Genomic DNA, 15,281 nt, shown 5'->3' on the forward strand with positions numbered 1-15,281 from the left:
GACTTCCGACATCAAATAAAATCATGGAATTACTTACAATACTCTATTTAATAGGTTCTATTACCTTTATTCTAGGACTAAAAATGCTTTCGAATCCTAAAACTGCAAGAAAAGGAAACTTGATTGCAGCAGCCGGAATGACCATCGCTATATTAGGAACAATTTTTCTTTATCAGGACGATGAAGGCAAAAAATTAGGAAATTATGCTTGGATTTTTGGAGGAATCCTCATCGGAACAATAATTGGAGCTTTCGCAGCCAAAAAAGTGAAAATGACAGCAATGCCACAAATGGTAAGTATTTTCAACGGAATGGGAGGAGCTTGTGCAGCTTTAATTTCTTTGGTTGAATTCAATCACTTATCACACAATACTACTGGCGAAGTAAATTTAGGAACACTTTCTATTATCCTTTTAGGATTAATTATCGGTTCTGTATCATTTGCAGGAAGTATGATTGCTTGGGGAAAACTGAATGGAAATATTAAAAAAGATTTTGCTTTTCCTGGTCAACAATTTTTGAATATCGCTATTTTATTGGCTATTTTAGGATTATCAGTGTATTTGGCAATGACTTTCAGTCTAGAAAATGCATATTTATTCTATGTTATTTTTGGATTATCTACGCTTTACGGATTACTTTTCGTATTCCCAATTGGTGGTGCAGATATGCCTGTCGTTATTTCACTTTTGAACTCATTTACGGGAGTTGCCGCAGCTTGTGGAGGATTTCTATACGACAACAAAGTAATGCTTACTGGTGGTATTTTGGTAGGAGCTGCAGGAACTTTATTAACCATATTAATGTGTAACGCCATGAATCGTTCTTTATTAAATGTATTGATTGGTTCATTTGGAGGCGGTGCAAAATCTTCTGGCGGAACTTCTCCTTCTGGAAGAACAGTAAAAGAAATCACGTTGAGCGATACAGCAGTTCTCATGACTTACGCAAGCAAAGTAATGATTGTTCCAGGTTATGGTTTAGCAGTTGCTCAAGCTCAACACGCTTGTCATGAATTAGAAAAATTATTAGAAAGCAAAGGTGTAGATGTTTTCTACGCGATACACCCAGTTGCTGGTAGAATGCCGGGACACATGAACGTACTTTTGGCAGAAACCGATGTTCCTTATGAAAAATTAATGGAAATGGAACAAGCCAATGAAGAGTTCTCAACTGCAGATGTAGTGTTAATTCTAGGAGCAAATGACGTAGTAAACCCTGCTGCTAAAGAAGACACTTCCTCTCCTATTTACGGAATGCCTATTTTAGAAGTTGAATTGGCTAAAAACGTTATCGTAAACAAACGAAGCATGAAACCTGGTTACGCAGGAATTGAAAACGAATTATTCTACAGACCAAAAACTTCAATGCTTTTCGGAGATGCGAAAAAAGTATTGCAAGATTTAATCTCTGAGATTAAAAATCTGTAAAATTTTAGATTTTATTTTCCTCAAATCCTAAAGGAAGGAAAATCTGTAAAATTTAGAACTATAAAAACAAAAATCCTGTTCAGAATCTGAACAGGATTTTTTTATGATTAAATCAAAACTTCAACTCATAATTCATAACTCATAATTTATAACTTTTACAGCATTTCCTCTTCCAAGAATTCTCTGTCGTTAAAGTAAATTTCAAGTGTTGTATGATGTACATTGTAATGCTCTAATTCATGCTTCACTTTATCTTTCAACTTTTCAATTTCATTGTGAGAAAGTGATTTTTCAACTTGAAGATGAGCAGTCAATGCATTTTCAGTCGTACTCAATGCCCAAATATGAAGATGTTTAAAATCTTTCACCCCGTCAATTGCTAAAATTTCTTCTTTTAATTTATTGAAATCTACGCCTTCTGGAACTCCATCTAGAGCCAATTTAAGACTTTGGGTAAACAAACTCCACGTTCCGTAGAGAATCACCAAAGCAATAATAATACTCATCACTGCATCCAGCCAAAACCAGTCTGTATAAATAATCACCACTCCTGCAATTACCACACCCAAACTCACCAAAGCATCTGCAGCCATGTGTAAATAAGCGCCTTTAATATTGAGGTCTTTGTCTTTATCTTTCATGAAAAAATAAGCAGTCAACGCATTGATGATAATCCCAATAAACGCAACAATTGCCATTACTTTTCCTTGTAAAGGTTGAGGATTGTAAAATCTAAAAACCGCTTCAAAAATAATTCCGCCAACTGCCGCAAAAAGGATTAAAGCATTAAGCAAAGCCACCAAAACCGTCACTTTTTTGTAACCGTAAGTATAAGATTGTGTAGCCTTTGAATACATTAATTTAAAGGCAATGAGCGCCAAAATCAAACTCACTACATCACTGAGATTATGCCCCGCATCTGAAAGCAAAGCCAATGAATTCTGAGACCAACCAACCGCTGCTTCTATAATCACAAAAGCAGAATTAAGGAAAATCCCAATGTAAAAAGCGTTTCTTAGTTTTTTAGAGTTTAAATCTAGCGCTGGAACGTGACTATGACCGTGATCGTGAGAATGCGACATGAAAGATATTTTAGTCAAATTTCGGGAATTTTTTTGAGAATATTTGTGGTTTGTAATGTATATTTGTTTACTGACTGTAAAAAACTTTTCCAAAATTATGTCAAAACATATTAAGAAAATTAAACGAGATATTTTTTTAATAAAATATCGAAAACTACCGCTTCTTGAATACGAAAAAGAAACTGATTCTGATATTTTCTATTACCCTGAATGCAATTATATTTATTGGATAAAACTTGAAAAAGATAATCCCCAAAAATTAATAACTGAATTTATAAAATTACTTGATTTGTTTGAATTTAAAAAATTTATTTTTTTAGGTTCGATAAACAAACCTTGGATTTCCAAAATCACAAAAAAAAGAAAAGATTATAAGCCATTAATTAAAACACTAAAATATTTTTCTTACATAAAAGTAAACAATAAATTTAATGGTGGAATTGAAATCGACAAAGATTACATAAAAGATTTTTTGGAAAACTTTTATACAATAACAAGATGTGATAGTGGTTTTTTCGATTATTATTTTTCAGATATTAATCAGAATATTCTTTTCTATCTTCATTATAGTGGAGAGTTTAAAATACTACCACTAACAGATGATGTAAATGATAAATTTTTGGAAATAATAAAAAAAACAAATTTCGTAGACGCTCTACGAAATGAAAGCGATACAGACAGAATCTAAAAAAAATTATCATCCAATATTAACAAGCTAAGAGTATTATCAAAAATATTTAACTTTTTATTGCTTAATTTTTTTTTAATCAAAAATAACTTTCGGCTAAAGCCAAAAAATTTCAACATAAAAAAACGGGCTAAAGCCCGTTCCTATTGATAAATAATTTTAACTTAGACAAATATTTCTTTGCTTCGCAAAAACTTTGTCAAAGTCTTATTGACTCTCAGATTTCCTACTATTTATAATATAATACACTGGCAAACCAATTAAAATTAGAATCAATCCTGGCCAAGTGTAATTCGGTTTATAAATGAATAACAATACACAAAATGCAGTTCCTATCAACAGATAAATGATAGGAGTTACAGGATATAACCACGTTTTGTAGCTTCTTTCTGCATCTGGTTGTTTAATTCTCATGTAAATCACACCAAAAACGGTAATCATGTAAAACAACACAATCACAAAGGAAATCATATCCAATAAATCACCGTATTGTCCGCTCAAAGCGAGAAGTGAAGCCCAAATCCCTTGCATCCAAAGAGATTTTTCGGGAACGCCATTTTTATTATTTTCGATAGCAGATTTTAAGAAAAGTCCATCTTTTGCCATCGTCTGAAAAACTCTCGCTCCCGCCAAAACAATTCCGTTGACACAACCAAAAGTAGAAATCATCACGAGAACCGCCATAATAATCGTTCCTACACTTCCAAACATTTTTTCCGAAGCAGCAACTGCTACTCTATCATTCGCTGCAAATGCGATGGAATCTCTGTCTAAAGCATTCAGATAAACGAAATTCACCAACAAATAAAGCAACATCACCGAAATTGTACCTAAAACCATCGCTTTTACCACATTTTTCTGTGGATTTTCGATTTCACCAGAAACGAAAGTCACGTTTTCCCAAGCTACAGAACTAAAAACAGAACCTACCATTGCTGCAGCAATTCCTCCGAAAAGCGTAGCTTCAGAAATAGATTCCCAACCGAGTTTCAAATAATTTCCTTTGTCATCTTTGACCAAATTATTGAAAGAATCCCAACCGAAACTCATATTTCCGCTCCAAAAAGATTCTTTAACCAAAATAAATCCTAAAAAAATCAACCCTAAAAGCGCGACAATTTTAGAACCAGTAAAAATATTTTGAAGGAGTTTCCCGCTTTCTACACCTCGAGTATTGATGTAAGTGAGCAACAAAATCACCGCAATACCAAGGATTTGAATCCAAGTAATTTTAAATTCGCCACTTTGGAAAAGCGGAGCCGCATCATTGAGCGCAGGAAAAAGATACGCCGAAAATTTCCCAAAAGCTACCGCAACTGCTGCAATGGTACCTGTTTGAATCACGGTAAACATTCCCCAACCGTACAAAAATCCGAGTCTTTTTCCGAAAATTTCTGTAATGTAAGTGTATTGTCCACCTGCTTTTGGAAACATTGCCGAAAGTTCGCCATAGCTTAAAGCGGCTGCAACCGTCATAATTCCAGTAATAATCCACACGACGATGAGCCAATATCCAGAACCCAGATTTCTCATCATATCCGCAGAAACAATGAAAATTCCGCTTCCTATCATGGAACCCATCACGAGCATGGTTGCGTCCCAAAGTTTTAATTTTTTATTCATAAAGTTTTTTGTTTCGAGTTAAAAATTCAAAATTTACTTCCTTTAGGATTGAGGTAAATAAATTTTGAATTTTTTAAGACTATCAAAGATATTAGAAAATTAAAAAGCCACAAAAGTTTGTGGCTCATTGTTTATAAATTAAGTAAAATTATTTAGATTCCATCGGAAAGTCAAAATAAACGTCAACTTTTTTAATCTTCGGACTTCCGTCTTCCATCTTCCGACTCTTACCCACATTTAGAATTTCCACAATTTTTACAAATCAGACAACCTTCTTGATAAACGACTTGGTCAGAACCACAATTGCTACATTTATGTCCGTCAACTTCGGTTCCATCAGGAATATAGCGCTTTAAAGCTCTTGCAACTCCCGCTTTCCAAGTATTGATAGATTCAGAATCTAGCTCTAATCTGTTGATTAATTCTACCACGTTTTCAATTGGCATTCCGTGTCTTAAAGTTCCTGAAATCAGTTTCGCATAATTCCAGAATTCTGGATTAAACTTATGAGAAAGTCCTTCAATAGTGGTTTTATAACCTCTTAAATTCTTGAATTGGAAATCATATCTAGAAACGCCGTTTTCGTCTCTATTTTTAATGATTAAACCTTCATTTACCCAACGTGGAAGCATAATTCCCTCTTCATCATCTGCCAAACCTGTAAAAATTTCATAAGGTCTACCATTAACCAAACCTACAAAAGCAATCCATTTTTCTTTATTATTTTGGAATCTCACCACATCAGCTTCTAAAATTTGAGGTCTTTTTGTAGGGAAAGCTTCTAAAGATGAAGTAGTTTCTTCCTCATCTTTTTCTTCTTTTTTATCATCTGCAGAAACCAAAACTCCACTTCTAGAACCGTCTCTGTAAACCGTAACACCTTTGCAACCAACCTCCCAAGCTTTGATATAAAGTTGATTCACCAATTCTTCTGTAGCTTCATTCGGAATGTTAATAGTAACCGAAATAGAATGATCTACCCATTTTTGAATCGCACCTTGCATTTCAACTTTGCTGAGCCAATCAATATCATTAGAAGTGGCTTTGTAATAAGGAGATTTCTCGATTAAATCTTGAACTTCTTCGTTGGAATAATTTTTAGAAATATCATAGCCATTTACTTGCATCCAGGTTTTAAAATGATGATGAAAAACAATGTACTCTTCCCAAGAATCTCCAACTTCATCTACAAAATCCACTCTTACATCTTTATCATTAGGATTTACCTTTCTCCTACGCTTGTAAACAGGCAAAAATACAGGTTCAATTCCCGAAGTAGTCTGAGACATCAAACTGGTACTTCCAGTTGGCGCAATGGTTAATAAAGCGATATTTCTTCTGCCATATTTCACCATATCTTGATACAGACTTTCATCTGCTTCTTTTAATCTCAAAATGAAAGGATTATTCTTTTCTTTTTCTGCATCAAAAACTTCAAAAGCACCTCTTTCTTTCGCCATTTCTACCGAAGAACGATACGCAGAAAGCGCCAAAGTTTTATGAACTTCTACTGAAAAATCATTAGCTTCCTTACTTCCATATCTTAAATTTAAAGCCGCCAACATATCACCTTCTGCTGTAATTCCTACTCCTGTTCTTCTTCCTTGAAGGGTTTTCTTGCGGATTTTTTCCCAAAGTTGTCTTTCAGTATGTTTAATTTCTTCGTTTTCTGGGTCTTTTTCAATTTTTGCTAAAATTGCATCAATTTTCTCCATTTCCAAATCAATGATATCGTCCATCATTCTTTGTGCATAAGCTGCATGTTTTTTGAATAATTCAAAATTAAATTTTGCCTCTTTGGTAAATGGATTCTCTACATAAGAATATAAATTAATGGCAATCAATCGACAAGAATCATACGGACAAAGTGGGATTTCGCCACAAGGATTGGTAGAAACCGTTTCAAAACCTAAATCTGCATAACAATCTGGAATGGATTCTCTGATAATCGTATCCCAGAATAGAATTCCTGGTTCAGCAGATTTCCAAGCATTATGTACGATTTTTTTCCAAATTTCATCTGCAAAAATAGTCTTGGTATATTTAGGATTCTTGCTGTAAATAGGATATTTCTGTTGATATTCACTGTTAGTTTTTACCGCTTTCATGAATTTATCATCTATTTTCACAGAAATATTCGCTCCAGTAACTTTTCCTTGCTCTAATTTAGCATTGATAAAATCCTCAGAATCGGGATGATTTATCGACACAGAAAGCATTAATGCGCCTCTTCTTCCATCTTGAGCCACTTCTCTGGTAGAATTAGAATAACGCTCCATAAACGGCGCTAAACCTGTAGAAGTAAGCGCAGAATTCTTTACCGCAGAACCTTTTGGACGAATGTAAGACAAATCATGACCAACTCCACCTCTTCGTTTCATGAGTTGAACTTGCTCTTCGTCTATTTTCATAATGCTTCCGTAAGAATCACTATTGGTTCCGTTACCGATTACGAAACAGTTAGAAAGCGAAGCAATCTGGAAATTATTCCCAATTCCCGTCATCGGACTTCCTTGCGGAATGATATATTTAAAGTCTTTTATTAAATCAAAAATTTCTGCTTCGGAAAGCGGATTAGGATATTTTTTTTCTATTCTCGCAACCTCAGAAGCAATTCTTTGGTGCATATCATCAGGTGTTTTTTCATAAATATTCCCATCAGAATCTTTCAGTGCATATTTGGTTACCCAAACTCTGGCTGCTAAATCGTCTCCTTTGAAATAGTGTAAAGTTTCTTCATACGCTTGTTGGTTGGTTATTTTCTCCATGGTAGATAATTAATTTTTTGACACAATAAAATTAGACAAAAAATTAAATCCTCAATATTAATTTTTAAAATAAATTTTCGTTTTTGAAAACTTTTTGAAAATTTAAAAATATTAAAATACTTAAAATCAATTATTTAAATTAAAAAATTTGTAAACTTTTATGATATATATCAAGAAACAAGTTTTTTATAAAATAAAATTTGGAAATAAAAAAACCTAATAATTTCTCCAAAATTAATAGGCTAAATCTATAATATAGAGAATAAAATTGTTAATTTATTCTATAGTAAAGTTCTGAATTGCTTCTAGTTTAGGAAATTTGTTCTCGGAAATAAATTTCTTTCCTGTACAATCTATTTCTTTCCAACCTTTTTTTCTGTGCAGGTCTCCCACTTCTACTACAATCGGAACGAAAGATATTTCCTCTTCTCCTTCTTTAATCTCTTCTTTATACTGAACCGCAACATCTAATACACATTCAAAATCTGTATTAAGTTTCACATTTCTATAAATAACATCAAAATGCGATTCTTTGTTTTCTGGAATTTCGAAATATGTTTCGTAGCCATAAGTTTTTCTATCTAACAATCCAATACTAGAAAGCGCTGTATATAAAGCAATTGTGTAATATTTTCTAGTGCCGAAACGTTGATAATCATCAGGAAAATGACCGCCTTCAAATAAAATTACTGGAATTCCTGCTCTCATGAAATTATCACCAGTAGAAGTTGGGTAAAACTCATCAGAATACCTTGCAATCTGATTAGGAATTTGCATTCTCAATACATTATATATACTTGCGATAACCGCCATACTTTTTTTACGATTTTCGGTAACAGTTCTGTCATAATCTTCTGAAGGCGCTAAAAATGATAAAGTAGCGGGATTTTTACCATCTGTAGAAAAAATTGTTCTCTGTTCGTGCAAATTCAGTGCGTAATCATACTTTTTAGAAAATGCAATTTCTTTTAAGAGCTTCATTTCGCAGCTTGCATTCTGTAAATAGTCTCTATTCATGTCTATATCAAGAGAATTTCTGCGCGACCAAACCTTAGAACCATCCGGATTGAGCATAAAAATGAAATCTAAAGATATATTTTGGAATAACTTCTCTTTGAGTTGAGGTTGAAATTCTAAAGAATACCACAAATCCAACATACAATGAGTAGAATTACTCTCATTTCCGTGCATCTGGGACCAAGCCAAAATATTAATATCACCAGAACCATAAGAAAATTGATAAATAGGCTCACCTAGAGTAGAAGTACCCATTAAAGTAATGTAATCGCTGAGATTCTCTTGTAGAAAATTCTGAAGGCTTTTAGGCGAAATATAACGATTTGGGAAATTAGGGTTTTTCTGATACTGAAAAGTAGAATGCATAATGTGGATAAATTTTGACGACTCAAAAATACTATAAAAAGAATTAATCTCCTAATTAACATTTGTAAATTGTTTAAACAATAAAAAAAGACAGAATGTCTGTGGAAAAAATTGTTAATTACATTTTTATTAATTTAAAAATATAAAATAAACAAAATCAGTATTTTATAAACTTTATATAAAGTTAATTTATATATTTACTTTAATGCTTAAATCCTGTTAGTAAAGCCATTTGTAGAGTTATACCATTAAACATTTTTTATTGTTAATAAAGTTTTCGGATTTCATGCATTTACAAATGTAAAATATTGAAATTATCTTAATTATGGTTATCTTTGACCACTTAAAATTTTAAAATTTATGTCAAACGAGACTTTGTTTTTAATATCCTTTGTAGTATTCATCTTTTTCATATTAGCTTTAGACTTAGGACTATTGCACAAAAAATCAGACACCATCTCGCTGAAACAAGCTGGATTAATGAGTTTTTTTGTGGTTTGTCTATCTTTAGGCTTTTATTTTCTGTTAATTACTTATGGACACATGCTCCACGGAATTGATAGTATTGAGAAATTACAAACGGTGATCAATAAACATCACCATCCTATTACAGTAATTCCGAATGATTTAGAGCACAGTATTGCACTTTATAATCAGAATTTAGGATTAGAATATCTTACAGGTTATGTAGTAGAATATGCATTATCAGTAGATAATATATTTGTAATCGTGTTGGTATTTACAGCTTTCGGAGTGGCACAAAGAAATTATCACAGAGTTCTTTTTTGGGGCATTTTAGGCGCTATTGTTATGCGTTTCATCTTCATCTTCGTAGGCGCAGCTTTAATTGAGAAATTCAGCTGGATAATGTATGTATTTGGAGCATTTTTAGTGTTTACAGGTATCAAAATGTTTGTGGATAAAGATAAAGATGAGGAAATAGATACTCAGAACCACCCTGTTGTAAGATTTGCCAATAAATATTTTAAAGTTCATCCACATTTTGTAGGCAGTAAATTCTTTGTAACCATTGACGGAGTTAAGAAAATTACCCCATTATTTTTAGTTCTTATCATCATAGAATTTACCGATTTGATTTTTGCAGTAGATTCTATTCCTGCAATATTTTCGGTGACTAAAGATCCTTATATCGTCTTCTTTTCGAATATTTTTGCGATTATCGGACTTCGTTCTATGTTCTTCCTATTAGCAGGAATTATTGATAAGTTTAGATTCTTAAAAATAGGTTTAGCGGCATTACTCACATTTATTGGTTTAAAAATGTTAGGACATAGTTATCTAGAAGAATGGGGCTTTACTACTACGCATTCACTGTTAATCATTGTAAGTATTTTAGGAGCTAGTGTATTCTTCTCATTACTGTTTCCAGAGAAGAAAAAAGACAGGAAACTGAAATTTAATCCAGACGATGAAAAGCATCTTCATCATCACTAATAAAAATTTAAACTCTCAGTAATGAGAGTTTTTTTTGTGCTTTATTAGAAAAATATTTTAGAATTTTAATATTGTAAATTACATAAAATCTTTTACTCATGATGGTTTTAGTGATATTTATACAAATGTAAAATTGTAAATCTTTTCTTTGTTTACATTTGTATTTACCTATGTAAATTATAATTATTACATTTGTAACATGAATATAAATGACAGATTTACTAAAATTTTAGAATATTCTGGATTTACCGCATCAGAATTTGCAGACGAAATAGATGTTCAGCGTTCCAGTATTTCACATATCATTTCGGGGAGAAATAAACCTTCCCTAGAATTCATTGTCAAGATCAAAAACAGATTTCCAGAAATCAGTTGGGATTGGATCATTTTAGGTCAAGGAGCAATGCTACAAAATGATTCTGCTCTATCAACCAGCGAATCAAAAGTAAATCTAGAGGAAGAAAATTCTTCGCCTGATCTTTTTACATTAATTGATGAAGATTATAAAAATGAAATTTTTATTCAAGAAAATCTTCAAAAAGAAACGCCGCGAGAATCTAATACATCTTTCCCTACTCCAAAAAAAGAAAAAATAAGCGATTCTCAGCGATTAGAAGTTCAGGAAGACATTTCAGAAGTTCAAAATATTGTAAATCAATCAATTACAAATTCAACTTCAGAAAATAAGATTAAGAGAATTGTTTTCTTCTACGAAAACGGAAAATTTGAGGCTTTTGAACCATAGTTGATGTGATGATGTGATAATGTGACTGATGATGTGGTGAATAGAAATTAAAAATTCTTAGATTCACTAAAATAAAAAAGCATTCCAAAAATTTTTGGAATGCTTTTATTCTTTTTTCTAGAGAGGTGATTACTTTTTGTAAGCAGCATCTTTGATTCTTGCTCTCTTACCTCTAAGATCTCTGAAGTAGAAAATTCTAGATCTTCTAACTTTTCCTCTTCTATCAACTTCAATTTTTTGTAAAGCAGGCATGTTGATTGGAAAAACTCTTTCTACACCTACATCACCGCTCATTTTTCTGATGGTGAAAGTTTTAGTAGCACCTGTTCCTCTAAGTTGAATTACAACTCCTTTGAAGAACTGAGTTCTCGTTTTGTTACCTTCTTTAATTTCGTAATACACAGTAATGGTATCACCAGCTTTGAATTCTGGGAATTCTTTTTTAGCAATGTACTTGTCTTGTACGTACTTTAATAAATCCATTTTTTATAAAAATAATTTTTGGAAAGCTAAACAACGTTCACGGCTTTCGTCAGAGGTTGATTAACAGGTTGCAAAATTATTAATTTTCTTTGAAACAAGCAAATATCTTTTGCAATTTTTATTGATAAAAACTGAAATCAATGACAAGTAAATCAATGAGTTATAGGGTAAACATAAAAAACCGCCTCATTTATAAAATGAGACGGTTTAAAATTTATGAAATCTCAGGAAGATTATTTACCTTCTTCCATTCTTTTCTTTAATTCTGCTAAAGCATCGATATCACCAAGTGTAGATTTTTCTTCACCTGAAGAAGATGCAGCTGGCTTAGATTCCTTTGCAGCTTTTTTCTCTTCATCTCTGAAGATACCAGTGTGAGATACTACTACTCTTTTAAATTCTTTGTTGAACTCGATTACTTTGAAATCAGCAGTTTCACCTTTTTTGATTTTAGAACCATCTTCTTTTTCTAATAATCTAGAAGGAGCGAAAGCTTCTACTTCAGCATCTTCGAACTGAACTTGAGCACCTTTGTCGAAAACATCTGTAGTTTTTCCTGAGTGAACAGTTCCTTCAGCATATTTAGTTTCGAATTTATCCCAAGGATTTTCAGTCAATTGTTTGTGACCTAAAGAAAGTCTTCTAGCTTCAGTATCTAATTCTAGAACGATTACGTCTAGTTTATCACCTACAGCACAGAACTCAGATGGATGTTTGATTTTCTTAGTCCAAGAAAGATCAGAAATGTAGATTAAACCATCAATTCCTTCTTCTAATTCTACGAAAACACCAAAGTTAGTGAAGTTTCTTACAGTACCAACGTGTTGAGAACCAACTGGATATTTAGTTTGGATATCAGCCCAAGGATCTGTAGAAAGTTGTTTGATACCTAAAGAAATTTTTCTTTCTTCTCTATCTAAAGTAAGAACTTGTGCTTCTACTTCGTCACCAATTTTCACGAAATCACCTGCACTTCTTAAGTGAGTGCTCCAAGACATTTCAGAAACGTGAATTAATCCTTCTACACCTGGAGCTACTTCTACGAATGCACCATAGTCAGCAAGAACTACTACTTTTCCTTTTACTTTATCACCTACTTTTAAGTCAGCAGAAAGAGCATCCCAAGGATGAGCTTCTAATTGCTTCATACCTAATTGGATTCTAGTTTTCTCATCATCGAAATCAAGGATAACCACTTTTACTACTTGTCCGTCAGAAAGAATTTCTGATGGATGGTTAACTCTAGACCAAGAAAGATCTGTAATGTGGATAAGACCATCTACACCTCCTAAATCGATGAATACTCCGTAAGAAGTAATGTTTTTAACAGTTCCTTCAAGAACTTGTCCTTTTTCTAATTGAGCGATGATTTCTTTTTTCTGACCTTCAATATCAGCTTCGATTAACGCTTTGTGAGATACTACTACGTTTTTGAATTCTGGGTTGATTTTCACCACTTTGAATTCCATAGTTTTACCTACGAATTGATCGTAATCTTTGATTGGTTTAACATCAATTTGAGAACCTGGTAAGAATGCTTCGATACCGAAAACATCTACAATCATACCACCTTTAGTTCTAGATTTTACGTAACCATTTACGATTTCTCCAGACTCGTGATATTCATTTACTCTATCCCAAGCTTTAAGCGTTCTCGCTTTTTTGTGAGATAATTGTAATTGACCAGATTTATCTTCTCTTCTGTCTACCATTACTTCTACTTCATCACCTACTTGTAAACCTTGGTTGTAACGGAATTCGTTAAGAGAAATTACACCTTCTGATTTGAAATTGATATCTACAATCGCTTCTTTATCAGTTAATCTTACTACTTTACCGATGATTACATCAGTTTCAGAAAGATCATTAAGAGAACCTTTGTAGATTTCTTCTAAATCATTTTTTTCTTTTCTTGCATCAGCGTCAAGACCTGATTCAAAAGAATCCCAATCAAATTGTTCTGGTGCTACGTTTGCATTTAATAATGCTTCTTGGTTTGTCAATTCAGACATAATAAAAAAATTTGTATTCCTTCTTTTTTAGCTTTGGCATTATGTGGATTCTAAAAAATACGGAAGATGTTAATTACTAATGTTTTACTTCGCCAAAACTACTTCCACAAAAGTGGTGCAAAAATACAAACTTTTTACAAAATAGCAATGGCTTTTTCCGCTAATTTTCAAAGAATTATTCCGCCTAAAATATACTTAATCAAGGTATTATTTAATGCATTATCAATAAGTTTCTGATAAACCCAAACCTTTACCTTAAATTTGCCCAATGGAATTACAACCAATTTATGAAAAACTGCAGATTCAGGAAATGAATCAAATGCAGAAATCTACCTTTCAAGCATCTGAAAACGAACAAGATATCATTTTACTTTCCCCAACAGGTTCGGGAAAAACGCTAGCGTTTTTGTTTCCAGTACTTAGAAATTTACAAAAAGATATTTCGGGAATTCAAGCGATTATTCTGGTTCCGGCAAGAGAATTGGCACTGCAAATAGAACAAGTTTTCAAAAATATGGGAACCGATTTCAAGGTGACTATTTGTTATGGTGGTCACGATAAAAAAATTGAAATCAATAATCTTACCCAAGCTCCTGCTATTTTAATTGGAACACCAGGAAGAATTGCGTATCACCTCAAAAATAATAATTTCGAGCCGAAAACCATCAAAACTTTGGTTTTAGATGAATTTGACAAAGCTTTAGAATTGGGCTTTGAAGAAGATATGAATTTTATTATCAGTTCTTTAAAAAATATCTCTCAGCGTTTTCTTACTTCTGCCACTGCGATGGATAATATTCCGAAATTTGTAGGATTAGAAAATGAAAAGACTATCAACTTTTTAAAATTAGGCGAAGCAAAACCTAATATTCAGCTAAAAAAAGTGATGACGATTCCAGAAGAAAAACTGGAAACACTTTTTAAACTCATTTGCAAAATCGGGAACAAAAGAACACTTATTTTCTGCAATCACAGAGATGCAGTGGATAGAATTTCTGAACTTTTAAGAGAAAAAGGCATCGATAGAGAAACCTTTCACGGTGGTATGGAACAAGACGAAAGAGAACGCGCTTTGTTGAAATTTAGAAACGATTCTACCCGAATTTTAATTACTACCGATTTGGCTTCCAGAGGTTTAGACATTCCAGAAGTAGAATCTATCGTGCATTATCAATTACCACCAAAAGAAGACGCTTTCATCCACAGAAACGGAAGAACTGCAAGAATGCATGCTAAAGGTTTTGCTTATTTAATTATGACTGAGGAAGAAAATTTCCCTTTCATTAAAGGAAATACGCCAGAAGAAAACATTACTGAAAATTACAGAATTCCTGCAAAAACACCTTTCCAAACCATCTACATCAGTGCAGGAAAAAAAGATAAAGTCAACAAAGTAGATATTGTAGGTTACCTTATCAAAAAAGGAGAATTGTCTAAAGATGATATTGGCATCATTGAAGTAAAAGACACTACTTCTTACGTTGCAGTTGCCCGAAACAAAGTGAAAGATGTTCTGAAAAAACTTGCCAACGAAAAGCTAAAAGGCAAGAAAATAAAAATGGAAATTGCTTATTAAAATAAATGCCAAAGATAAATTTCTTTGGCATTTTTA

Annotated in this window: 11 protein-coding genes; 5 read left to right on the plus strand and 6 right to left on the minus strand. The window is 32.7% G+C overall.

Annotation, left to right across the window (positions count from 1 at the left end):
* Positions 1-23 precede the first annotated feature (23 nt).
* Complete coding sequence (locus tag EB819_RS05555; RefSeq protein WP_069799225.1) at positions 24-1,430, plus strand: NAD(P)(+) transhydrogenase (Re/Si-specific) subunit beta; 1,407 nt, start codon at positions 24-26, stop codon at positions 1,428-1,430.
* A 155-nt stretch (positions 1,431-1,585) separates the two neighbouring features.
* Here EB819_RS05555 and EB819_RS05560 read toward each other — a convergent pair whose 3' ends face one another.
* On the minus strand, positions 1,586-2,512 hold the full coding sequence (locus EB819_RS05560; protein ID WP_069799223.1) for a cation diffusion facilitator family transporter: 927 nt from the start codon (positions 2,510-2,512) through the stop codon (positions 1,586-1,588).
* Between the two features lie 97 nt (positions 2,513-2,609).
* Here EB819_RS05560 and EB819_RS05565 point away from each other — a divergent pair, with 97 nt between their 5' ends.
* Complete coding sequence (locus tag EB819_RS05565; protein WP_124878677.1) at positions 2,610-3,200, plus strand: hypothetical protein; 591 nt, start codon at positions 2,610-2,612, stop codon at positions 3,198-3,200.
* A gap of 207 nt (positions 3,201-3,407) precedes the next feature.
* On the opposite strand, the gene EB819_RS05570 is transcribed toward EB819_RS05565, so the two are convergent.
* The 3 genes from EB819_RS05570 to EB819_RS05580 form a co-directional block, all read right to left on the minus strand.
* Complete coding sequence (locus EB819_RS05570) at positions 3,408-4,823, minus strand: APC family permease (protein WP_069799219.1); 1,416 nt, start codon at positions 4,821-4,823, stop codon at positions 3,408-3,410.
* 227 nt (positions 4,824-5,050) lie between these two features.
* Entirely contained in the window at positions 5,051-7,591 is a 2,541-nt protein-coding gene (locus EB819_RS05575) for an adenosylcobalamin-dependent ribonucleoside-diphosphate reductase (protein WP_069799217.1), read from the minus strand.
* A 276-nt stretch (positions 7,592-7,867) separates the two neighbouring features.
* Complete coding sequence (locus EB819_RS05580) at positions 7,868-8,974, minus strand: M14 family zinc carboxypeptidase (protein WP_069799216.1); 1,107 nt, start codon at positions 8,972-8,974, stop codon at positions 7,868-7,870.
* A 360-nt stretch (positions 8,975-9,334) separates the two neighbouring features.
* Between EB819_RS05580 and EB819_RS05585 the strand changes: the two genes are divergently transcribed.
* Together EB819_RS05585 and EB819_RS05590 are read left to right on the plus strand one after the other, a co-directional pair.
* Positions 9,335-10,429: a TerC/Alx family metal homeostasis membrane protein gene (locus EB819_RS05585; RefSeq protein ID WP_069799214.1), complete on the plus strand. Its 1,095-nt coding sequence runs from the start codon at positions 9,335-9,337 to the stop codon at positions 10,427-10,429.
* Positions 10,430-10,577: 148 nt separating this feature from the next.
* Positions 10,578-11,174, plus strand: coding sequence for a helix-turn-helix domain-containing protein (locus tag EB819_RS05590; protein ID WP_317126172.1), 597 nt, complete (start codon positions 10,578-10,580; stop codon positions 11,172-11,174).
* A gap of 129 nt (positions 11,175-11,303) precedes the next feature.
* Here the strand turns inward: EB819_RS05590 and rplS are convergent, their stop codons facing one another.
* Both rplS and rpsA read right to left on the minus strand, forming a co-directional pair.
* Complete coding sequence (gene rplS / locus EB819_RS05595) at positions 11,304-11,657, minus strand: 50S ribosomal protein L19 (RefSeq protein ID WP_069799210.1); 354 nt, start codon at positions 11,655-11,657, stop codon at positions 11,304-11,306.
* A gap of 233 nt (positions 11,658-11,890) precedes the next feature.
* Positions 11,891-13,669, minus strand: a complete 1,779-nt coding sequence (rpsA, locus tag EB819_RS05600) for a 30S ribosomal protein S1 (protein WP_069799208.1) — start codon at positions 13,667-13,669, stop codon at positions 11,891-11,893.
* A gap of 268 nt (positions 13,670-13,937) precedes the next feature.
* On the opposite strand from rpsA, the gene EB819_RS05605 reads away from it, so the two are divergent.
* On the plus strand, positions 13,938-15,245 hold the full coding sequence (locus EB819_RS05605; RefSeq protein ID WP_069799206.1) for a DEAD/DEAH box helicase: 1,308 nt from the start codon (positions 13,938-13,940) through the stop codon (positions 15,243-15,245).
* The last annotated feature ends 36 nt before the right edge of the window (positions 15,246-15,281 follow it).

This window comes from Cloacibacterium normanense (genome assembly GCF_003860565.1).
In the GTDB taxonomy this organism is placed as follows: Bacteria; Bacteroidota; Bacteroidia; order Flavobacteriales; family Weeksellaceae; genus Cloacibacterium; species Cloacibacterium normanense.

What these genes read in the sequence shown, in the direction of transcription:
- EB819_RS05605 (WP_069799206.1), top strand. Translation starts at nt 13,938, where the DNA reads ATGGAATTACAACCAATTTATGAAAAACTGCAGATTCAGGAAATGAAT.
- rpsA (WP_069799208.1), bottom strand. Translation starts at nt 13,669, where the DNA reads ATGTCTGAATTGACAAACCAAGAAGCATTATTAAATGCAAACGTAGCA.
- EB819_RS05565 (WP_124878677.1), top strand. Translation starts at nt 2,610, where the DNA reads ATGTCAAAACATATTAAGAAAATTAAACGAGATATTTTTTTAATAAAA.
- EB819_RS05570 (WP_069799219.1), bottom strand. Translation starts at nt 4,823, where the DNA reads ATGAATAAAAAATTAAAACTTTGGGACGCAACCATGCTCGTGATGGGT.
- EB819_RS05585 (WP_069799214.1), top strand. Translation starts at nt 9,335, where the DNA reads ATGTCAAACGAGACTTTGTTTTTAATATCCTTTGTAGTATTCATCTTT.
- EB819_RS05580 (WP_069799216.1), bottom strand. Translation starts at nt 8,974, where the DNA reads ATGCATTCTACTTTTCAGTATCAGAAAAACCCTAATTTCCCAAATCGT.
- rplS (WP_069799210.1), bottom strand. Translation starts at nt 11,657, where the DNA reads ATGGATTTATTAAAGTACGTACAAGACAAGTACATTGCTAAAAAAGAA.
- EB819_RS05560 (WP_069799223.1), bottom strand. Translation starts at nt 2,512, where the DNA reads ATGTCGCATTCTCACGATCACGGTCATAGTCACGTTCCAGCGCTAGAT.
- EB819_RS05575 (WP_069799217.1), bottom strand. Translation starts at nt 7,591, where the DNA reads ATGGAGAAAATAACCAACCAACAAGCGTATGAAGAAACTTTACACTAT.
- EB819_RS05555 (WP_069799225.1), top strand. Translation starts at nt 24, where the DNA reads ATGGAATTACTTACAATACTCTATTTAATAGGTTCTATTACCTTTATT.